Below are 19,850 nucleotides of genomic sequence, written 5' to 3' on the forward strand. Positions count from 1 at the left end.
CCCGCCGATCCGACCAGGTGGGCCCCACGCGACCGCTCAGTCGTCGCGGGCCGTGCCCCGCACCGACGCCTTGACCGTCCCGAGCCGCTGCCCGACGCCCCGCCCGTGCGGTCGGACCGTGTACGGCCCGACGGCCGCCGGCACGATGAACGTCTCGGCGTAGTGCACCACGAAGGGCTCGAACGCCCCGGTCGGGCTCTCGACGACGGCCTCGGCGCCCTCGACCAGGTTGAGCACGTTCACCGTGCCCCGGGTGTCGTGGGGCACGACGTCGTCGAACCAGTGCCGCCGTACCTCGATGAACTCGAGCTCGTGCAGGCCGGTGCGCTCCTCGACCCAGCCGTCGCCGCGGGCGACCTCGGTCACCTGGTCGACGAGCTCGTCGCGGGCGAAGCGGGCGTCGCGGTCCCACTGCACGTTGGCGAGCGCGTGGTCGAGGTGCACCGGACGCGGGACGCCGTCGAGGCCCACCCGCCCCCAGTCCCACATCTTGAAGGTGAAGATGTAGGGCGTCGCCGAGATCTCGAGCACCATCGAGTCCGCGCCCGAGCAGTGCACGGTGCCCGCCGGGATGAGGAAGTGGTCGTGCTTCGCGGCCGGGAACGCCGCGACGAAGCGCTCGGCCTCGAACGTCGCGCCACCGGCCGCCGCCGTCCGCAGCGCCTCCTCCATCTCGTTCCGGTCGACGCCCTCGCGCAGGCCCAGGTAGACGACCGCGTCGTCCGACGCGTCGAGCAGGTAGTAGCTCTCGTCCTGCGTGTAGGGCATGCCGAACACGTCCTGCATGTAGCCGGTCAGCGGGTGCACCTGCAGCGACAGGTTGCCGCCGTCCATCGTGTCGAGGAAGTCGAAGCGGATCGGGAACTCGGCCCCGAACCGCGCGTGGGTGCGCTCGCCCAGCAGCTCGCGGGGGTGCCGGAAGACCAGGTCGAGGGCGGGCACCTCGACGACCGTCCCGTCGACCGAGAGCAGCAGGCTGTTCTCCTCGGGCACGCAGTCGAAGCACCAGGCGTAGTTGCTCTCGTCGCCGACGCCGAGGACCGTCTTCATCCACTGCCCGCCCCAGACCCCGGGGTCGAAGAACGGCACGACGCGGAACGGTCGCCGCGAGGCGATCTCGAGGCCGGCGAAGAAGGTCCGGGCCTCGACGAGCTTGGCCGCGGGCATCGAGTCGTTCGCGTCGAGCACGTAGTCGATCCGGTCGAAGAGCGCGCGCTTGTGGCGGTCGGCCGTCCGCCACTCGACGAAGTAGCCCCGCTTGACCTTGCGCAGTTGGTCCTCGTCGCCGTTGTCGGCCCGCCAGTTCGGTGCCCCGGCACGCTGGCGCCGCTGGATCTCCCACCGCGCGAGGTCGGCCAGCACGACGAAGTCGACCTCGACCGGCACGAGCGTGGCGCCCCAGCCGAAGAGCACCACGGGCCCGTCGGCACGCCGCACCCGGTCGGCGACCTCGGCGAGGCGACCCGCGTCGTAGAACTCGTCGAGCGTGTGGTGGCTGAGCACCCCGAAGACGCGGTCGTCGGTGAGGTCGCGGGCGATCAGCGCGTCGATCTCGTCGGTGGTGCGTGCCGCGGCCTGTTCGACGTCGATCAGGGAGGCGCGGGGGGCGGCCGCCTGCAGTTCGCGACACAGCGCCTCGAGGTCCGTCCCGGGGTAGGCGTCGACGGCCAGCACGACGCCCGGCTCGAGCAGGTCGGCGAGGTGGCGCCAGGCGTCGCCGCCCGACCAGGCCCGGTGGCCGTCGGGCAGCTCGATGACGGGGGCCTTGTCGTAGGCGCCGGGGACGACGCCGGAGGGGACGGAGGTGCTCATGGTCGCCTGCTTTCGTTGATAACGTTACCAACCCTAACGGACGGCACAGGGTCAGGCAACGACGAGACGCCGACGACTTCCGCGGCCAGCGGGGCCGGCGACGGCGTGCGTCAGTGGTGGACGATGTGCACGGGCAGCTCGACGAGCCGAGGAGGCGCGGCCTCGGTCGACCCCTCGAGTCGCGCCAGCAGCATCCGGGCCGACACGCGCCCCAGTTCGACGGGGTCGTGGTCGATGACCGACAACGGGACCGGGGCCATGTCGGCGAAGTCGAACGAGTCGAACGCGAACAGGCGCGGCACGGCGAGGGACGGCGTCCGGGCCGCCCGCCGCGCGAGGGCCCGCAGCACGCCGACGCTGATCCGGTTGTTCGCCGCGAAGATCGCCGTGGGCGGATCGTCGGTGGCGAGCAGGTCGTGCGTCGCCGCCTCCGAGGCGGCGGCCTCCTGCAGGCCGAACACGACGAGGTCGTCGTCGACCGCGAGCCCGTGCTGCTCGAGGGCCGAGCGGAAGCCGGCGAGGCGTCGGCGCCCCGTCGACACCGTCTCTTTGTTGCCGAGGAACGCGATGCGACGGTGCCCCTCGTCGAGCATCTGGGTGACCGCCCGCCGGGCCCCCTCGACGTCGTCGATCAGGACGGCGTCGGCCCGGACCCCGTCGACGGTCCGCGACGCGAGGACGAGCGGGACGCCGGCCAGCCGTTCGGGCAGGAACCGCTCGGCGTCCCCGCCGACCGGGACGACCACGAGCCCCTCGACCTGCCGGCCGAGGAAGTCCGAGAGCAGCTGCCGCTCGAGGTCGGCGTCCTCATTGGTCGTGCCGACGAGGATGCGGCGACCCGTCGCGGCGACGACCTGCTCGACGCCCTGGACCACGCCGGCGTAGTACGGGTTCGCGATGTTCGTGATGAGGACGCCGACGAGCCCCGAGCGGTGGCCGGGGCGCAGGCTGCGGGCGTTCTCGTTGCGGTGGTAGCCCACCTCGGCCACGACGCGCTCGACGTGCTCGCGGAGGGCGGGGCGGACGTTCTTGCCACCGGACAGCACCCGCGAGACGGTCATCGGGCTGACCCCGGCGACCCGGGCGATGTCCTTGACCGTGACGGCTGCCCCCCTGCCCGTGCCCGTCGGGCCGGTGGCGGGCGACGGGTGATCTGCCGCGGGCGCCATCCCCCCAGATATACAGGCCTGTCCGCGCTTGTCAAACCCCGAGGACTGTGGCACGGTGTTGGTAACGTTATCAATTCAACGACGAACGGAAACGACCATGCCCCACCCGATCCCCGGCGGTCCGGCCATGACCCGTCGCACGGCGCTCGCGCTCGGTGGCGTGGGGCTGCTGACCGCGACCCTGGCCGCCTGCGCCCGCGGCACCGACACGCGGCCGTCCGCCCCCGGCACCGTCACCCTGAACAGCGACAACCCCACCTGGGGCCCCGGCTACGACGCCGCGTCCGCCGTCCTCGAGGCGCGCATCGGCTACCGCATCACGTCGCGCTCGATCGCCAGCGTCGCCAACTACAACCAGATCATCCGCATGACCGCGCAGACGAACAGCACCACCGACCTCATCAAGTGGACGAACGGCTACCGCCTGCAAGACATCGCCCGGGCCGACATCCTCACCGACCTCAACGAGGTGTGGGACGACGCGATCGGGCGCGGCTGGGTCGACCCGGCCCAGCGCGAGTCGTTCAGCTACGAGGGCAAGGCCTACGGCGTGCCGCTCTACAAGAGCTACTACGCCGTCTTCTACAGCAAGCGCGCCTTCGCCGAGAACGGCATCGGGGTCCCCACCACCTTCGACGGCCTGATGGGCGCCGCGCAGACGCTGAAGGACGCGGGCATCACGCCGTTCCTGGCCCCGGGCGCGACGACGTGGGAGTCCGAGATCTGGTTCATGCAGCTGCTGGCCTCGATCGACCCCGACTACTACGCCGCCGTCACGACGGACAAGGCGAGCTACGTCGACGACCCGGCCCGCGAGGCCATGGACGTCTGGTCGGGCATGTACGCCGACGGGTTCTTCTCGGCCCCCGACGTCACGTCCAACGACCTGCCGGGCCTGGTGTCCGAGGGCCGCTTCGGCATGATGCTCTACGGCACCTGGTTCGCCAACACCCTGCTGGCCGCGGGCCTCACCGACGACGACATCGGGTTCTTCCGGGTGCCACCCCGCGCCTCCTCCACGGCCCCGGCCGTCCTCGTCGAGAGCGGCTCGCTGTCGGTTCCGGTCAAGGCCCACCGACGCGGCGCCGCCGTCGACGTGGCCCGCAACTGGCTCGCCACCGACGTGCAAGAGGCGTGGGTGGGGTTCCTCGGCGACACCAGCCCCAACCCCGCGGCCCTGCCGAAGTCCGACCTCGTGAAAGACCTGGCCGCCGACATCGCCGCGAGCAAGCCGACCGAGCTGATCCGCTACTGGGAGGCGTCGCCCACGCCACTGGTCGAGGGCAACGTGCAAGACCTGGGGTCGTTCATGGTCACCCCGACGAAGGCCCACGGCGAGTCGACCCTCCGGTCGATGGAGGCGCGTGCCCGCACCGAGTGGAAGATCTGGGACGCCGCATGACGCTCACGCAACCGCCCGTCCCGCAAGAGGCCGTCGCGCCGGCGGACGACCCGACCCGCGCCTCCGTCGTCGCTCGGCACCGACCAGGCCGCGCACCGCTCGCCGGTGCCGCGTTCCTCGCGCCGGCCGTGGCGCTCGTGGTGCTGCTGCTCGTCGTGCCCTTCGCGTTCACGATCTACCGCAGCTTCTTCGACGACAACGGCTTCACCCGCAGCTGGGTCGGGCTCGACAACTACACGGCCATGTTCACCGACCCGGCCTTCGGCCAGTCGGTGCTGAACACGTTCTTCTGGGTCGTCGGCACCCTGGTGCTGCCCGTCGGCCTCGGCCTCGCGATCGCGGTCGGCACGTGGAAGCTGAAGCTCGGCGCCCTCGCCCGGTTCGCCGTCATCCTGCCGTACGCGATCTCGGGCTCGGCCACCGCGGTGGTGTGGACCTTCATGCTCTCGACCGACGGCGGCCTCGACACGTTGTTGCGCCTCCTCGGGCTCGACCCGCTGATCTCGCAGTGGCTGCTGCAGTGGCCGCTCAACACGGTGATGATGATCGTCGCGACGACGTGGCAGGCGACCGGCGCGTGCGTCATCCTCTTCCTCGTCGGGCTGCAGTCGATCCCGCCGAGCACGCTCGAGGCCGCCCAGCTCGACGGTGCCTCGGGGTGGCGGCTGTTCTGGGCCGTGACCTTCCCCCAGCTGCGACCCATGACGATCGTCGTCGTCGGCATCTCGATCGTCGGCAGCCTCAAGGTCTTCGACCAGGTGCTGCTGCTGACGAACGGCGGGCCGGGCACGGCGTCCGAGACGCTCGCACTGACCATGTACCGCGAGACCTTCACCCTGTCGCGCTACGGCTCGGGTGCCGCGGTCGCGGTCTTCCTGACGGTCGTCGTCGTCGCCGCGTCGTACGCGTACCTGCGCCGCCAGCTCCGGCCGGCCCAGAGCTAGGAGCCCCCGATGACCAAGACCTCCCGCCGCCTGCTCGGCCTCGTGCTCGCCGTCACCTCCCTGATCTGGCTGATCCCCTCGTGGCTGCTCGTCGTGAACGCCTTCACGCTGAGCAGCGAGTACTCGGGCACGCCCTCGTGGTGGCCGACCTCGTTCTCGCTGTTCACCAACATCCGCACGGCGTTCGAGAACGCGAACGTCGGCCAGGGCATGCTCAACAGCCTGCTGTACTCGGTCGTCGGGGCCGGGGCCGCCGTGTTCATCGCCTCGCTGGCCTCGTTCGCGGTGACGATCATGCCGCTCAAGCGGCCGACGCTGTGGTTCTGGGTGATCTACGTCGGCACGATCCTGCCGCTGCAGGCGTTCCTGTCGCCGCTGTTCACCGGCTACGCCGCGGCGTCGCTGTTCGACACGCAGTACGGCATGCTGCTCGTCTACGTCGCCCTGACGATCCCGTTCGCGTTCTTCGTCGTGCGGGGCCACATGACGGGCCTGCCGTCCGAGGTCCGCGAGGCGGCGTCGCTCGACGGCGCCGGCTGGGCGCGCATGTTCTTCCAGGTGCACCTGCCCCTGTCGACGAGCGCGCTGATGGCGGCCTTCGTGTTCCAGTTCACCTGGATCTGGAACGACCTGCTCTTCGGCCTGACCCTGTCGTCGAGCTCGAACATCCGCCCCGTCATGGCGACCCTCGCCGACCTCACCGGCAACTACTCGACGTACGGCCCGCCGGTGGCCCTCGCCGGCGCCCTGGTCGCCTCGCTGCCGACGATCATCGTGTTCTTCTCGTTCCAGCGCTTCTTCGCGCGGGGGCTGAACCCGACGGCCTGACCCGCGCACCGTCGTCCGCGGGACCGGCACCGCGCCTCCCGCACCGCGCCTCCCGCACGGCACCGCGCGACCGGCACCGCGCCTCTCGCACCAAACCTCCCCTGCTCCGACCACCTCACCGCTCGCCCCCGCACCACCGTCTGGAGAACCACCCCGATGACCGAAGCCGCCCTCGTCTCCGCCCAGCCCTGGTCCCACCTCGAGGCCCGTGCCGGCCTGCTCGACCGGGCCACCGCCGTGACGGCCACCGTCGGCGGGGTGCGCGTCCGCGTGCTGCCCGAACCGCTGAAGACCACGGTCGACGGCGTCGCCACGCAGGCCCTGCGCCTCCTCGTCGACGACGAGTCCGACCTGGCCGCACTCGACCGCGTCTCCATCACGGGGGCGGACGGGGCCGAGCTGGTGCTCGCCCGGCCGGTGGCTCCCGACGAGCTGTCGGTGCGCCTCCTGGTCCGCGAGGTCGACGCACCGACCGAGGTGCGGCTGCACCTGCCCGGCCTCGGGTCGGACCCGGCCGCCGAGGCGATCGACGTCACGCTCGAGCCGCAGCGCGACTGGCACGTGCACGTCGTCCACCACTCGCACTTCGACTTCGGCTACACGGACCCCCAGACGAACGTCATCTCGTCGCAGCGGTCGTACCTCGACTCGGTCGTCGAGCTCGCCGCGGCGACCGACGACTGGCCCGACGCCGCCCGGTTCCGCTGGAACGTCGAGGCCCTCTGGGCCTTCGCCGACTGGGAGCGCCACCGCCCCGCGGCCACCGTCGCCGAGTTCGTGCGCCTGGTCAAGGAGGGGCGGGTCGGCCTGAGCGCGCTGCCCTACAACCTGCACACCGACACCTGCTCGACCGAAGAGTTGCACCAGCTGCTGCGCGAGGCGCGGCGCATCCGCGACGAGCACGGCATCGACTTCACGACGGCGATGCAGACCGACGTGCCCGGGCAGGTCGCCGGCCTGCCCGACGCGCTGCAAGAGGTGGGCGTCAAGTACCTGGCGGTCGCACACAACTGGGCCGGCCGGTCGATGCCGCACACGAACGGCGCGCTCGACCTGCCGCGGATGTTCCGCTGGCGGACGCCCGCCGGCGGGTCGGTGATCGTCTGGATGACCGACAGCCCGCACGGCCTCGCCTACATGGAGGGCCCGATGGTCGGCCTCACCGAGGACTACGAGGTCGCCGAGACGTACCTGCCGGCCTACCTCACCGCCCTCGCCACGCGCGGCTACCCGTTCCCTCCCGGGGTGTTCGGGGCGCACGGCGAGGAGGCGGAGGGGCGGCCCGGCTACCCGTGGGACGTCCTGCACCTGCGCACGCAGGGCTTCATGGGCGACAACGGCCCGGCCCGCCTGCACCTGGCCGAGACCGTCCGTCGCTGGAACGAGACCTGGACGTCGCCGCAGCTGCGGGTCTCGACGAACGAGGACTTCTTCGCCGAGGCCGAGGCCCGGCACGGCGACGACCTCGTGACGGTCGAGGGCGACTGGGGCGACTGGTGGGTCGAGGGCGTCGGGTCGGGTGCGGTGCCGCTGGCCCTGACCCGGGAGGCGCAGGCGTCGGTCAGCGACGCGCGCTCGTTCTCGCAGGCGGCCGCGTGGCTCGGCGGGTCGGCCGTGCCGACCGAGACGGCGGACGCCGACCGGGTCTACGACGCGATCTCGATGTTCAACGAGCACACCTGGGGGGCGAGCAACTCGTGGACCCACGGTGACGAGGGCTACGACTCCGGCGAGCGCCAATGGCAGTGGAAGGTCGGCCACGGCATCGCGGCCCACCAGCGCGGCCGCGACCTCGAGGAACACGCGCTCGTCTACCTGGCCGGGGCGGTCCGGGCCGCCGACGGCGCGCTGACGAGCATCGTCGTGGCGAACGCGTCGGGGGCGACGAGGAGGGGTGCCGTGCGGTTCCTGCTGAAGGAGTCGACGGTGCCGCTGGCCGACGCGATCGCCCTGCGCGACGGTCGCAGCGGTGACGACCTGCCCCACGTCGAGGACGCGCAGTCGAACGTCCTGCACCGCGAGTCCGGCCGGTGGGTGACGGCGCAGGTGCGCGACGTGCCGGCGTGGGGGTTCGTCCGCGTCGACGTCGTGGCGGCGGACGCGGCGCCGGACGAGCCGGTCGTGCACCCCGCCCTGACGACGTCGGCCGCCGAGCTCTTCACGCTCGAGAACGAGTACCTGCGGGTGCGGGTCGACCCCCGGACGTCGGCGATCAGCTCGCTGGTCGAGCTCGCCACCGGGCGCGAGCTCGTCGACGCGGGTGCCCCGACCGGCTTCAACGCGTACGTCTACGAAGAGTACGGCTCGTCGGGGGCGGGCGTGAACCACCTGGCGAACAAGCTGTGGAGCTCGGACCGGCTCGAGCTGCTCGCGTCGCGCTCCACGGGCGGGCCGGCCGTGTTGGTCGAGCGGGTGACCGACGCGGTCGAGGAGCGGCTGGTCTGGTCGTTCGCGGCGGCGGGCGTGGACGAGGTCCGCGTGACGCTCCGTCTGCGCCACGGCGAGCCGCGCCTCCTGATCGCGAACCGGCTGACGAAGCCGGTCACCCGCACGAAGGAGTCCGCGTTCTTCGCGTTCCCGTTCGCGGCCGCCGAGCCGTCGGTGCGGTACGAGGTGTCGGGCGGGGTGACGGGCACCGGGCTGTCGCACGTGCCCGGGGCGTCGCAGCACATGCGGGCGATCCGCCACTGGGTGACGGTCGAGGACGGTCCGGAGGCGGTGGCCTGGGTCACGAAGGACGCACCGCTGGTCATGCCGGGCACGATCAGCCTGCCGTACGCGCCGTTCCCGGCGAGCACGAGCCCGGTGGGTGCGGCGACGGTGTACTCGTGGGTGCACAACAACGTGTGGGACACGAACTTCCCGATCGAGCAGGGCTTCGACGCGACCTTCGAGTACGCCGTCGGCGTGCGGGCCCGGCCGGGCCAGGCCGTCGAGGCGGTCGCCCTGGCGACGACGGCCGACCTGGTGCGGCCGCTGACGTCGGTGCCGGCCGGCCGGTCGGGGGTCGACGAGCGCGCCTCGGTCGAGCTGCTGACGCTCGACGACGACCGGGTGCGGCTGGTCGCGGTGGTGTCGGACGACGAGGCGTCGTCGCTGGTGCAGCTGCAGTCGGTCGCCGACGTGGCCACGACGGTCACGCTGGGCTTCGGCGTCGACGTGGCGTCGGTCGAGCGCACGACCTTCCTCGGTGACAGGACCGGGCCGCTCGAGCTGCGGGGGTCCACGGTCGCGGTCGAGCTGCGGCCGTACGAGTCGGTCGGCGTGCGGGTGCGGCGGGGCTGAGGCCGGGCGCGCGCAGGGCGGGGCGCGGGGCGGGGCGCGGGCGGGTCTCGCGTCGCACCGCCGAGTGGACGTCGCACCGTCGAATTCGGCGGTGCCATGTCCAGTCGACGGTGCGGCGGTGCCGCTTTCACCGCAGGAGGCGCGGTGCGGGTCCGACCGGCACCGCGCCTCCTCGGACGCGGCAGGATGGTGGCATGACCGACATCCCCTGGACCACCGGCACCTGGACCACCGAGCCGACCGCGGTCGCCGTCGCCGACGACGGCCTGCGGGTGACGGCGGCGGAGGGCAGCGACGCCTGGCGCATCACGTCGTACGGCTTCGTGCACGACACCGAGCACGCCCTGGTCGCGCCCCTCCCGCAGGGCACCGCGATGGAGGTCTCGTTCGTCCTCGACTTCTCGGCGCAGTTCGACCAGGCCGGAGTCTTCGTCTCGGTCGACCCCGAGACGTGGGTCAAGGCCGGGGTCGAGCTGAGCGACGGCGAGCAGAGCCTCGGAGCCGTGGTGACGCGTGGTCAGTCCGACTGGTCGCTCTCCCCCGTGGACTGGGCCGGTCGCACCGTGACGATCCGCGCCAGCCGCTCGGGCGACGCGCTCACCGTCCGGGCGCGGGTCGACGACGAGCCCTGGCGCCTCGTCCGGGTCGCCCCGCTCGCCCCGGACGCCGACGTCAGCGCCGGCCCCTTCTGCTGCGCCCCCTCGCGCGCCGACCTCACCGTCCACTTCACCGCGTGGCGCTCGACCGAGGCGGACGCGAGCCTGCACCCCGAGGACTGACCGCCCACGCCTCGCCTCGCCGACGATCTAAGCGTCCTACCTCGCGTCAGAGGGTCTCGAGCAGGGCGGTGCAGGCGTCGATGCAGCGGCGGCAGGCGTCGGCACAGATGCGGCAGTGCTCGTGCATGTCGGCGTGCTGGGCGCACTCGTCGGCGCACGAGCGGCACGCGACGAGGCAGGCCTCGACGACGGCGCGGGTGACGTCCGCGGTCGCCGGGGTGGCGCGCGAGAGGACGGAGGCGGTGGTCGCGCACACGTCGGAGCAGTTCAGGTCGGTGCGGATGCAGTCGGTCAGCTCGGCGACCATGTCCTCGGAGAGGCAGGCGTCGGCGCAGGCCGCGCAGGTACGAGCACACTCGGAGGCGGCGTCGATGGCGGTGGCGAGGGCGCCGCGGTCGAGGGCGCCGAACTCCTTGGGGTTGCTGTCGAGCATGGCGGTCGTGGTGGTCATGGCGGTCCTCCTGCGCGGTGTCGGGTGGGGGCGGTGGTTCGCCGCCCATGATGGCCCCGCCGGGGTGGAGGGGGTCGCGGCCCCACGTTTTGCGGCCAAGAGCGCAGCGACCGAGCCGCCTGATACCCGCGAGGACGGGACGTGTCCGAGCGACGCCTCGGGCCCTCCGCTACGGTCGACGAGTGATGATGCGAGTCGTGATCCTCCTCGGAGTCGGCGTGATGGTCGTCATCGCCGTCGTGGCGATCGTGCTCGCGGTGAGGGACATCCGCGCGGAGCGCTCCCTGTCTCGTCGCACGCTCGTGACGTTCTGCGCGGCCGGCGCCGTCGCGGCCGCCACCATCGCCTACGCCGTCCTCTGAGAACCGAAGGCGCGCTGCTGCGTTGGGTGCCGAAGAGATCTGCGAAGAATGAGAAAAGCCCCGAGCCCCCTGCGAAGACAGGGTTCTCAGGGCTTTCGCTCTGGCGGGCTGCTTGCGAAACTCGGTTTACTGCAGAAACACAGGCTTTGATGCGGACCTTGTTCTGGTCCATCCTCCCGGTGGCGTCGAAAAATCCTCTAGCTCGAGTCGAGCTCCTTGCTTGCCTGAGCCTTTTGCTTTGGCGGGATAAGGACGGGGACAGTTAGTTCCTAAATTGTCGGCACGGTGGGCCTGATCTAGACGCCTCGACTACATATTGCGGACCCACCTACTGTTCACCTCATCACCGTTCGCCAGGCGCAGGGACACCCAGTAGCGATCATGACCATGCATCGGATCAGGGTGCTTGTACTGCTCCTCAAATTCCAGGCTTGACTGGGGCTCTAGGCGGTGTGGCACGCGCTCGTCCCCTTCCTCGGTACCCAGGAGTGTTTGAGTCGATTCGGGCGATGCAGGGTTGCCGTCCTCGAACAGCACGACTTCATTGACGGTGATGGCAGAGCGACCCAGATTGCGGACGATCACAGTGATCCACTGGACGTCGGCGCTATGGGCCGCGAAAACTTCAAGCGTCACCCGCGCCCCGGACTGCCGCCATGCCCATACATTCCAGCCAAGTGCGCCAAGGCCGAAAGCCGCAGCGATAATTGAAATGACGAACGCCGGCAGAGCTAGGTAGTCATTTGGTGAGTTCAAGGCAAGATGCACGGGAAGACGGCACTCCAGCAAGGAGCCCAGTCCGTGGAACGTCGTAGCTCTGAGGTGGTGACGGCCACGACTGCAACATGCCTGTCGCCCGTCAGCGCAAGGTGTCGAGGTAGGCCTGGATGTACTGCGGCGGACGACGCTCATAGAGGACGTCGAGCGGGGAACCTTCGGACCACATGCCGTTGAAGTCCAGCATCTCGCTGGTCACTCTTTGGAGGTCGTCGTCGAAGGTGCCGGCCTCCGCGAGACGAGCGATCTCACGTCCGACACCACCGAGGATGTCGGCCACTTGCACTCGCGCATCGACTCGAGAGTCCACGAGGCGAATGGCTCTGAGGTTCGCTCGAGGCAGGGCGACATCGGCAATTTTGAGCTCCGCTTGGGCAGCTCTCACGATCAGGTCGCACATGTCCTCCGTCAGTGTGGAGTATTGATCGGCAAGGAACTCCATCGGAACGTCGCCCAGTCGGAGGCGCCACGCCATCGAGACGCTGTTCAAGGTGCTGGCCATGGGATCCATCTCACGCATTTCGTGAGCTCTGGGCCCGTCGTACTCCGCCGCGAAGTGCCGGGCCTCCCAGATCGCCTCAAGAAGCAGCGCGAGCGGTTGGGAGGCAGCTTTCTCGCGAGCCTGTGCAAGGGCCGCGAAGAAAGCCTCTGAGGTGGGGGGAACACTTCGAGCCCTCAGATACGAACGGATGAAGTCGTTGTACGTGGTCAGCACATCGCGCCATAGCTCCGCTCCAAGTTCGACGGGGGCAATGTCGTGGAGGGTGGAGGCGTACTGGCGCGCGAGTCCGCTTCCCGCTAGGTCTACGCCGCGAGTGTGCGCTTGCTCTTCCACGAGCAAAGCGATGAGTTTGGCGCAAACGAAGTACGACTTGTCGACGAGGTTGATGTTTCCGCGCCCATGGAGGGCTCCCAAGAGATCAAGCAATAGAGCGCGATGAGCCGGTTGCATGACCACCGGCGACTTCAGCTCCTCAGCGCGTGAACCCGTGACCGACCGCAACTCGTCCATGAACGCTTGCGCATCATCGACAGACAGGTCCACGCTGGCGTGGACAAAGACAGGATGTTGCGCGCGCATCAGGTTCTCCCCCTCCGACCCGGATTCATCGCAGGCGATGACTACAGGTTCATCTGAAGCAGTGGCCACTCGGGGCGACGCGGTCCAGGTCATGACGCCACTTTAGGGACCCGGCGAGGCGGCACGGGCGCGACGCGGCACGCTCTCCTCGGCACGTGCCCCTGCCCCAGTACGTGCTGGCCCGCAAGCACTTGTATGCCTCAGGAGTGAGCAGGGGGCAACGACTGGCCCTTGCCCCGGGCGGGCAGAAGCCGCGGCCGGAAACCGCTCGATCCGCCCTTCCTGATGCATTAGTGAAGCGGAAAATAAACGTCCGCGTGTTAGACGGCCTTAAATCGGTCGTTCAGCTGGCAGCCGAACAGCCGATTTTCCGAAAATCACGTAAGCTGATTTGGAAAGTCAGCCGTTCGGCTGACGACCGAACAAAGGCATAGTGCGAACATGGACTTTCAAGCTATCGCTCCCGAATCGACCAACGATCTTCTCGAGCTGTGTTTTGATTCATTGCGCAAGCGACTTCCAAGTACCTGGGCCGTCACGCGGGAACCTGCTCTAGCCAGCCGGGAACCGGACGCCCGCGTTCGCCTCGTCGCGCCCGATGGGTCTCACGCTGTCATGGCTGTTGAAGCTAAACGGTTAGTCGAGCGCAGAGATATTCCGCTCATAATGGAGCGCCTCAACGAGTACACACGACGAGAAAGCACCTATCCGCTTCTGGTTAGCCGGTACCTGTCGCCTTCAGTTCGAGACGCGATTACGGCCCAAGGCGGCTCATACCTAGATGCCACAGGGAACGTTCGGTTGCTTGTCACCCAGCCTGCCGTCTACATCTCGGACAAGGGCCTGGACCGCGACCCATGGCGAAATCATCAGGGCAGACCTCGCGGAACCCTCAAAGGGAACCCTGCGTCGCGGGTCGTCCGAGCGCTCATCGATTTCAACCGTTTGTGGACGGTACGCGATCTGGTTGCAGAGTCTGGCGCATCAACGGGAGCGACGTACCGAGTCCTTGAGTACCTGCAGGAAGAGGGCCTGGTCACAAAGACGGACTCTGGTCGTTATGAGGCGCACCAGTGGCCGGCTTTGATTGAGGCATGGAGTCGCGATTACGGCTTTATGCGGAGCAACACGACAAAGGGATACCTGGATCCTCGCGGCATTTCGAATTGGGCAAAGTCTGCGGCGGCCAGGACCGACTTCTCGTGGACAGTTACTGGATCAATGGCGGCGGCGGAGTGGGAGCCTTACGCACCGCCAAGAGCAGCCCTGGTGTACGTCGAGAGCATCTCTCGAGCCGTCGACGCTTGGGGGCTCAGGCCAGCCGACGGTAGCGCCAACGTTATCCTTGCCGAGCCAGAATCCAAGGTGGTCTTCGAAAGAGCAACAGAGTCGCCCAGGAGCGGATTGAGAATTGCCGCGCCTTCGCAGGTCGTAGTAGACCTACTAACGGGCCCAGGACGTAACCCATCTGAAGGCCTCGAGTTACTGAAATGGATGGAAAAAAATGAACCAGCCTGGCGGAGGTGACAACCTTCTGGTCGAGGCGAGGTCTGCTCTTCTCGACGCCCTAGAAGCACTTAGCGAGCATCGAGAGTCTGTAATTGTGGTCGGCGCCCAAGCCGTGTACCTGCACACGGGAAGTGCAGACGTGGCATTGGCGGAAGCGACGAAAGACAGCGATCTTGCATTAGATCCCAGGAGCCTTGGGATTAGTCCATTAGTCGAAGAGGCCATGACGGTTGCGGGCTTCTATGCGGATCCGTCGTCTAACCAGCCTGGGGCTTGGATGAATCCGCAGGGTGTGCCGGTCGACCTTATGGTCCCGGAGGACTTCGCAGGAATCGGGGGACGGCGCGCAGCCCGCCTGCCTCCTCACGGCAAATCAGCGATGCGTCGGGCCCGAGGCCTTGAAGCTGCACTCGTCGACAACAGTGTGATAGAGATCGCCGCGCTTAGCGATGGTGATCAACGCACTTACGAGGCCAAGGTGGCGGGACCTGCTGCTCTCATGGTCGCGAAGCTTCACAAACTTGGTGAGCGTCAGGCCACTCCAGACAGGCTTGTCGACAAAGACGCGCACGATCTTTATCGCATCCTGCGAGCTAAATCAACAGAGGAGCTAGCAGCCACTTTCCGGGCGTTGAAGGCAGATCATTCGAGTAGCGGACCTACTTTAGAGGCTCTCGCTTATTTGGAGACGATGTTTGCCAGCGGTCGCGATTCGATTGGTGCAGTGATGGCGGGCAGGGCCGAAGAGGGCATCGGAGATCCGCCCGAGGTCAGCGCGTCAGTTGCTCTACTCGCACGGGACCTTTTGGATGCGGTGAATAAGTTGTGACAAGACACAATCGTGAGCGTCGCCCTCCGCGCTGAGACCTCGCCGATACAGGTGACGGTGCGCCGGTCAAAAACACCGTCCAGCCTGAGCCGATACTGCAGCGGAAGGCCCTAGAGCCGTACAGCACGGTTGCGAGCGAGGGGTCTCTGACCTCTTGCACGCAACCTTGCAAGTTACAGTGGCGGCAAGTTGTCGAGGTTGGTCCTCAGCGAAGTGTCGGCAGTCGTTTTCAGGAACTTGCGTCCACCTGTCTGGGCGACGAACACCTCCGCACGCTGAGGACACAGAACGTAGAGGCTGTTGCTCCGCGACTCGATGGACGACACTGCGTCGGAGACAGGCCAAGCCCATCGGCCCCTAACACCTACATGAGTGATGTCGCCGTCTCTGTCCTTGGTCACGTTCCTAATCTAAGCATCAGCCATGGCTGCGCCCCTTCTCTTCTTCCTTGGACCGACGCGGGTGGCCACATCCGATGAGTGAGTTTCACTCCATACCGATCGCGGCGCTAGCCACTGAGAATGCATCACCGGCTTAGCAGCGAGAACTTCGAGTCCCCCCTCGGGCCGTGGCAGCCGCCGCGCACGGAGCCTGGCTATCTTGACGGGCTATCACTCCAGGCCCGTCAAGCGGCAGTGGTCGACTCATACACACGCCAAAAGCGACGGGCGAGCGGCGCCTCGGTGGAAGGGCCCACGCGTGGCCCTGCGAGCCGCAACGGGGGCTGGTGCCTCGCCAGGGGGCTGGCCGAGAGCGCCAGCGGCCACGAATGGCCGACAGGTATTAGCTGTCTTTTCCCTGCGCCGTCTTATCACCCTGACATTGCGAGGACGTCGCCCGAAGCCAAGGGGCCGGGCCCTGGATGAGGCCTATGGCACTGGGACTCCGACCGACCCGTCGGATCACGCCTTCACCACCACGATCAGGCATCTTCAGCCAAGGCGTCTTTCTCATCGTCGGGGACTCGTCGCCCCACCGCAGCATTCAGGCGCCGCTAAAAATAGTTCGCCGCGGAACACCCGTCTCACGACCGAGGTTCGCCTGCAAATGTCGTCCCTGTCGCATAGCATCACCACGCATGAGGCTTTCGGCAGTTCTGGTTCGGTTCTATCGATCGTTTAACTACGACTTTGAACGCAAGTGGCGCTCGACGAATGAGTTCGAGGCATGGGAAGACACCGCCGAGGGTTGGTTCCCGTTCGTCGAGGTCCTGATCGACCCAGAGGTCACGGCCGTGATTGGAAGCAATGAGGCCGGCAAGACGCAGATGCTCAATGCGGCCGAAAGCGCAGTCACTGGGAAAAACATCAGCCCTTCTGACTTCTGCCGCTACAGCCATTTTTATTCAGTCCAGCAGGGCGAGGAACGTGCTCCTGAATACGGAGCGCGGTGGACACCCGAGTCCGACGCCGATGTGGCACTTGTTCAAGGCTTCATTCCTGCGCTGGTGTCGGGCGAATCATTCACAGTCATTCGACCTGGCCTAGATACGGCATTTGCCGTCTTCCGAGGAGAACGGATAGGTCTCGATGTGGCGGCCCTCACAGAAGTGTTGCCGCAGGTTTTCAAGCTCCAAACTCATCTCCGCATGCCCGACACGATGCCAATCCTTGCCCTGGCTGGCACGCCTCGGAAGAAGATGGATCAGCGTCGTCGGCGTCGCGAGTTGATGGCTCTGGTCGATGAAAGCGATGGAGAATCGCCAGATAAGGCAGTCATGGGCCTCCCCGCTTTGTTGAAGACATGGGCGGGAGAGGGCGCCTCTGAATCCGAATTGAGGCGGAGGGAGGAATTTGAGCTAGGACGCAAGCTCCTGATCGATATCGCCAAGATTTCTCCGTCCAGTTTTCTACGCCTTCAGACGGCCATAGACGATGAACACGAGGGTGAGATCGAAGGCATCATCGGGGCGATGAATACGGCTATCGATGAGCACCTCAACTTCCGGCGCTGGTGGACGCAGGATTCGAACTTCGACATCCAAGTCAAGGCGCGCGAGCAAGAACTCGCACTGGTGATTCGGGACCGCACGAAGTCTTCCTACTCATTTGCCGAGCGAAGCCAGGGTCTGCAGTACTTCTTGAGCTATTTCGTCCAGCTCGAAGCTCACAAACCTAAGGCCCGCCCGGACGAGATCATGCTCCTGGACGAGCCCGATGCTTTCCTCTCTAGCCGAGGACAGCAGGATCTGCTGCGGGTGCTCCAGGAATATGCCCGTCCGGAAGCAGGTGGCATCGAACGCCAGGTCGTCTATGTGACGCACTCTCCGTTCCTGATCGACCGAAATGCCGGGCAACGCATTCGAGTCCTCGACAAAGGGAAAGAGGACGAGGGCACCCGAGTCGTACGAGACGCGACGCAGAACCACTACGAGCCTCTTCGCACCTCACTTGGTGTGTCCACTGCTGAGACCGCTTTCATCGGTGGCCGCAATCTCTTCGTCGAGGGCATCGCCGATCAGGTTCTCCTGACGGGCATGGTGGCTGACCTCACTCGGCATGCTCAGCCCACCTTGGATCTCAATGAGGTGACCGTTGTTCCTGCCAATGGTGCGGATTCAATCCCCTACATGGTCTATTTGGCCCGCGGTCGTGGAGGCACCCTGCCCCCCGCCGTCGCTCTCTTTGACGGAGACAAGCAGGGCCAGGGTGGTGCGCGCACATTGCGAGCTCTTAAGGCTGGAAAGCGTCATGTGATCGGCCAGAGGTTCGTTGTTGTCGTCAGCGACTGGGCCCTCGCAGCGGGCTCGCTGGTTTTGGAGCCCGGGGTGGTCGTTGAAGAGCCTGAGGATCTGATTCCGCTTTCGTTGGCCGTCGCCGCAGCGCAGCAGGTGGCACGAACCTTTTCTGACGGATCGACGATTGCTGACCTGGACACGGCAGCGATTGGCAAGCAGGTCAAGGCCACGAAGTCGATGTGGCCGGCCCTGTCGGAGGCATACACCGCTCTATACGACGCCAATCTTGACAAGGTCGCTTTCTCGCGTGAACTGCTTTCGGTCGCCTCACACGATACGAGCGAGAGCGCCGCCAATATGCGGCGTAACTTCTTCACATTGCTCAGACACATTGCCGATCTGCTCGATGACGCGAACACGGAAGAGGTCTCGCGGAGGGGTGCCAGCAGGCTCGAGCGAAGCATTGGGACGTTCCTGCAGGAGCACCAAGATGGCGTGACGCGCCGACGGGCGCGGTCCTTCATTCGCGAGCTAGAGCAGCTCCTCGACGAATCCGCAGAGGCCGACCACATCCGAATCGATCTGAACAAAATTCTTCGATCCAACGATCTTGAAAACTCGCTCACGGGCCCTCTAAAGGGCTTTGACGCATTCCGCGATGCACTCCTCGGTGTGAAGTGGATACGAGAGCCAGAACGGAATGTATCTCCGGATGTGAGCAGCCGTACCGTTGCTCCCGAATTGGCAGCTGACGACGAATAAGTCATGGCTTGGAACCGGCGCAGTTCGGGGTCCACCTCGGCCACCTGTTTCTTCGTGGGCCAGCGGCCGCGTCCTCTTCGTTCACCGTGCCGGGGTAGGTGCACAATCACCGGCGATGCCGTGAGGCCAAGCCCCGTCACTTAAAGAGTGCACCGAGCGGGATCCAAGGTTGGGTGATGCCCCCGCGGCCTTGCAACCAGCGGCGATAGACGGTTCGATCCAGACCCTCTGGCACGGTCTCGCCGTTCGAGCGGGCTTAGGGGCCAGTCGAGAGGAACTTGTTGCCGCCGCCGAGGCACACGATCGCGTGCCGTCCCGCCAATGAGCGAGAGCTCTCGCCTCGCGCTTGATGAAGCTGCCCGGCTCAAGTGTGCGGTGGTTTTGCCCGAGGACGGGGATCACACGAGGAAGCGGACCTCCATCTCAGGTGCCTACTTCTTCTCGCCACAGGTCGACAATGTTGTCGCGGTAGGTCTCGCGAACCCGTTTCTGCTTGCCTGCCAGGATCTCGGCTCCGACGGTTCCGAGGGCGAAAGCTGCAGACCCACGCCAGTTATGGCGAAGCGCTCCAGCCACAAGCTGTTCCTGCGTGAAGGGGACGCCGGCGCGCTTGAGCTTCTGCAGCCCGTCCACTACCCGGGACTTGTCTCGGGGGTCAGTGATACCGGTATTCGAGTTAACGGAGTTCGTGAAGGTTGCCAAAGCAGCCATGAGAATTGGGTCTGGCGCCGGTACTTCACCGACGGAGCTGACGCCTAGGGAGGGCACATCGTATGCGCTCACCCATGCACGGTGCGAGTCGTGGACGCCAAGGACGACGAGCGCCGTTGTTTTGCGATCCTCGAGGGCCAGGAGCATCTCGAGGTCGGGAAAGAACGACAGCTGCGGCCCCGTCACGCTCTTGTTTGCACTGCTGTGCCGCCAGGTTGCGAAGGCGGCGAGGCCGCGGCGATCCAAGTCTCGAAGTGCCGGATTCTCTCGGATGGCGTTGCGGGAAGGAATTTGCACGCCGATCCCCTGCCCGGTGGCGAGTCCCGTTCCTGCCAGCCATGTCAGCGCGATCGACAGGTCGGCAGCGTTGTCACCGCTGAGTGGCAGGTACGCCCTAGGCACGTTCAAACGATCAGCTTCAAACATCATGGCGAGAGCCTCTCAGCAACCAGCGACAACGCCACCAGGCCGC

At 66.9% G+C, this 19,850-nt stretch carries 15 protein-coding genes; 8 read left to right on the forward strand and 7 right to left on the reverse strand.

Annotation, left to right across the window (positions count from 1 at the left end; all coding sequences use genetic code 11):
• Nucleotides 1-36: 36 nt before the first annotated feature.
• Nucleotides 37-1,812: a class I mannose-6-phosphate isomerase gene (locus AC3CCI_RS06380; RefSeq protein WP_488628447.1), complete on the reverse strand. Its 1,776-nt coding sequence runs from the start codon at nucleotides 1,810-1,812 to the stop codon at nucleotides 37-39.
• Between the two features lie 110 nt (nucleotides 1,813-1,922).
• Entirely contained in the window at nucleotides 1,923-2,981 is a 1,059-nt protein-coding gene (locus tag AC3CCI_RS06385) for a LacI family DNA-binding transcriptional regulator (protein WP_488628448.1), read from the reverse strand.
• Nucleotides 2,982-3,078: 97 nt separating this feature from the next.
• Here AC3CCI_RS06385 and AC3CCI_RS06390 point away from each other — a divergent pair, with 97 nt between their 5' ends.
• The 5 genes from AC3CCI_RS06390 to AC3CCI_RS06410 all read left to right on the forward strand — a co-directional run bounded on the left by AC3CCI_RS06390 (nucleotide 3,079) and on the right by AC3CCI_RS06410 (nucleotide 10,219).
• Nucleotides 3,079-4,383 (forward strand): ABC transporter substrate-binding protein, encoded by a 1,305-nt coding sequence (locus AC3CCI_RS06390; RefSeq protein ID WP_488628449.1) that lies wholly within the window; start codon nucleotides 3,079-3,081, stop codon nucleotides 4,381-4,383.
• Nucleotides 4,380-5,327, forward strand: coding sequence for a carbohydrate ABC transporter permease (locus AC3CCI_RS06395; RefSeq protein ID WP_488628450.1), 948 nt, complete (start codon nucleotides 4,380-4,382; stop codon nucleotides 5,325-5,327). The genes AC3CCI_RS06390 and AC3CCI_RS06395 overlap by 4 nt, the downstream gene beginning before the upstream one ends.
• A 9-nt stretch (nucleotides 5,328-5,336) precedes the next feature.
• Nucleotides 5,337-6,155, forward strand: a complete 819-nt coding sequence (locus AC3CCI_RS06400; protein ID WP_488628451.1) for a carbohydrate ABC transporter permease — start codon at nucleotides 5,337-5,339, stop codon at nucleotides 6,153-6,155.
• 156 nt (nucleotides 6,156-6,311) lie between these two features.
• Nucleotides 6,312-9,440, forward strand: a complete 3,129-nt coding sequence (locus tag AC3CCI_RS06405; RefSeq protein WP_488628452.1) for a glycoside hydrolase family 38 N-terminal domain-containing protein — start codon at nucleotides 6,312-6,314, stop codon at nucleotides 9,438-9,440.
• Between the two features lie 194 nt (nucleotides 9,441-9,634).
• Nucleotides 9,635-10,219, forward strand: a complete 585-nt coding sequence (locus tag AC3CCI_RS06410) for a DUF1349 domain-containing protein (RefSeq protein WP_488628453.1) — start codon at nucleotides 9,635-9,637, stop codon at nucleotides 10,217-10,219.
• Nucleotides 10,220-10,265: 46 nt separating this feature from the next.
• Here AC3CCI_RS06410 and AC3CCI_RS06415 read toward each other — a convergent pair whose 3' ends face one another.
• Nucleotides 10,266-10,670 (reverse strand): four-helix bundle copper-binding protein, encoded by a 405-nt coding sequence (locus tag AC3CCI_RS06415; protein ID WP_488628454.1) that lies wholly within the window; start codon nucleotides 10,668-10,670, stop codon nucleotides 10,266-10,268.
• Nucleotides 10,671-10,867: 197 nt separating this feature from the next.
• Between AC3CCI_RS06415 and AC3CCI_RS06420 the strand changes: the two genes are divergently transcribed.
• Nucleotides 10,868-11,032 (forward strand): twin-arginine translocation signal domain-containing protein, encoded by a 165-nt coding sequence (locus AC3CCI_RS06420; protein ID WP_488628455.1) that lies wholly within the window; start codon nucleotides 10,868-10,870, stop codon nucleotides 11,030-11,032.
• Between the two features lie 309 nt (nucleotides 11,033-11,341).
• Here AC3CCI_RS06420 and AC3CCI_RS06425 read toward each other — a convergent pair whose 3' ends face one another.
• Together AC3CCI_RS06425 and AC3CCI_RS06430 are read right to left on the reverse strand one after the other, a co-directional pair.
• Nucleotides 11,342-11,800, reverse strand: a complete 459-nt coding sequence (locus tag AC3CCI_RS06425; RefSeq protein WP_488628456.1) for a hypothetical protein — start codon at nucleotides 11,798-11,800, stop codon at nucleotides 11,342-11,344.
• A 91-nt stretch (nucleotides 11,801-11,891) separates the two neighbouring features.
• On the reverse strand, nucleotides 11,892-12,983 hold the full coding sequence (locus AC3CCI_RS06430) for a hypothetical protein (protein ID WP_488628457.1): 1,092 nt from the start codon (nucleotides 12,981-12,983) through the stop codon (nucleotides 11,892-11,894).
• A 1,411-nt stretch (nucleotides 12,984-14,394) separates the two neighbouring features.
• Here AC3CCI_RS06430 and AC3CCI_RS06435 point away from each other — a divergent pair.
• Complete coding sequence (locus tag AC3CCI_RS06435; protein WP_488628458.1) at nucleotides 14,395-15,228, forward strand: GSU2403 family nucleotidyltransferase fold protein; 834 nt, start codon at nucleotides 14,395-14,397, stop codon at nucleotides 15,226-15,228.
• Between the two features lie 173 nt (nucleotides 15,229-15,401).
• Here AC3CCI_RS06435 and AC3CCI_RS06440 read toward each other — a convergent pair whose 3' ends face one another.
• Nucleotides 15,402-15,629, reverse strand: coding sequence for a DUF3892 domain-containing protein (locus tag AC3CCI_RS06440; protein WP_488628459.1), 228 nt, complete (start codon nucleotides 15,627-15,629; stop codon nucleotides 15,402-15,404).
• A 677-nt stretch (nucleotides 15,630-16,306) separates the two neighbouring features.
• Here AC3CCI_RS06440 and AC3CCI_RS06445 point away from each other — a divergent pair.
• The gene (locus AC3CCI_RS06445) at nucleotides 16,307-18,667 is read left to right on the forward strand and encodes an ATP-dependent nuclease (protein ID WP_488628460.1); all 2,361 of its coding nucleotides are present in this window, start codon (nucleotides 16,307-16,309) and stop codon (nucleotides 18,665-18,667) included.
• 423 nt (nucleotides 18,668-19,090) lie between these two features.
• Here AC3CCI_RS06445 and AC3CCI_RS06450 read toward each other — a convergent pair whose 3' ends face one another.
• Nucleotides 19,091-19,807, reverse strand: coding sequence for a DUF1889 family protein (locus AC3CCI_RS06450; protein WP_488628461.1), 717 nt, complete (start codon nucleotides 19,805-19,807; stop codon nucleotides 19,091-19,093).
• Nucleotides 19,808-19,850 lie beyond the last annotated feature (43 nt).

The sequence above is a fragment of the Frigoribacterium sp. CF331 genome, assembly GCF_057787905.1.

What these genes read in the sequence shown, in the direction of transcription:
- AC3CCI_RS06380 (WP_488628447.1), bottom strand. Translation starts at nt 1,812, where the DNA reads ATGAGCACCTCCGTCCCCTCCGGCGTCGTCCCCGGCGCCTACGACAAG.
- AC3CCI_RS06385 (WP_488628448.1), bottom strand. Translation starts at nt 2,981, where the DNA reads ATGGCGCCCGCGGCAGATCACCCGTCGCCCGCCACCGGCCCGACGGGC.
- AC3CCI_RS06390 (WP_488628449.1), top strand. Translation starts at nt 3,079, where the DNA reads ATGCCCCACCCGATCCCCGGCGGTCCGGCCATGACCCGTCGCACGGCG.
- AC3CCI_RS06395 (WP_488628450.1), top strand. Translation starts at nt 4,380, where the DNA reads ATGACGCTCACGCAACCGCCCGTCCCGCAAGAGGCCGTCGCGCCGGCG.
- AC3CCI_RS06400 (WP_488628451.1), top strand. Translation starts at nt 5,337, where the DNA reads ATGACCAAGACCTCCCGCCGCCTGCTCGGCCTCGTGCTCGCCGTCACC.
- AC3CCI_RS06405 (WP_488628452.1), top strand. Translation starts at nt 6,312, where the DNA reads ATGACCGAAGCCGCCCTCGTCTCCGCCCAGCCCTGGTCCCACCTCGAG.
- AC3CCI_RS06410 (WP_488628453.1), top strand. Translation starts at nt 9,635, where the DNA reads ATGACCGACATCCCCTGGACCACCGGCACCTGGACCACCGAGCCGACC.
- AC3CCI_RS06415 (WP_488628454.1), bottom strand. Translation starts at nt 10,670, where the DNA reads ATGACCACCACGACCGCCATGCTCGACAGCAACCCCAAGGAGTTCGGC.
- AC3CCI_RS06430 (WP_488628457.1), bottom strand. Translation starts at nt 12,983, where the DNA reads ATGACCTGGACCGCGTCGCCCCGAGTGGCCACTGCTTCAGATGAACCT.
- AC3CCI_RS06435 (WP_488628458.1), top strand. Translation starts at nt 14,395, where the DNA reads ATGAACCAGCCTGGCGGAGGTGACAACCTTCTGGTCGAGGCGAGGTCT.
- AC3CCI_RS06445 (WP_488628460.1), top strand. Translation starts at nt 16,307, where the DNA reads ATGAGGCTTTCGGCAGTTCTGGTTCGGTTCTATCGATCGTTTAACTAC.
- AC3CCI_RS06450 (WP_488628461.1), bottom strand. Translation starts at nt 19,807, where the DNA reads ATGATGTTTGAAGCTGATCGTTTGAACGTGCCTAGGGCGTACCTGCCA.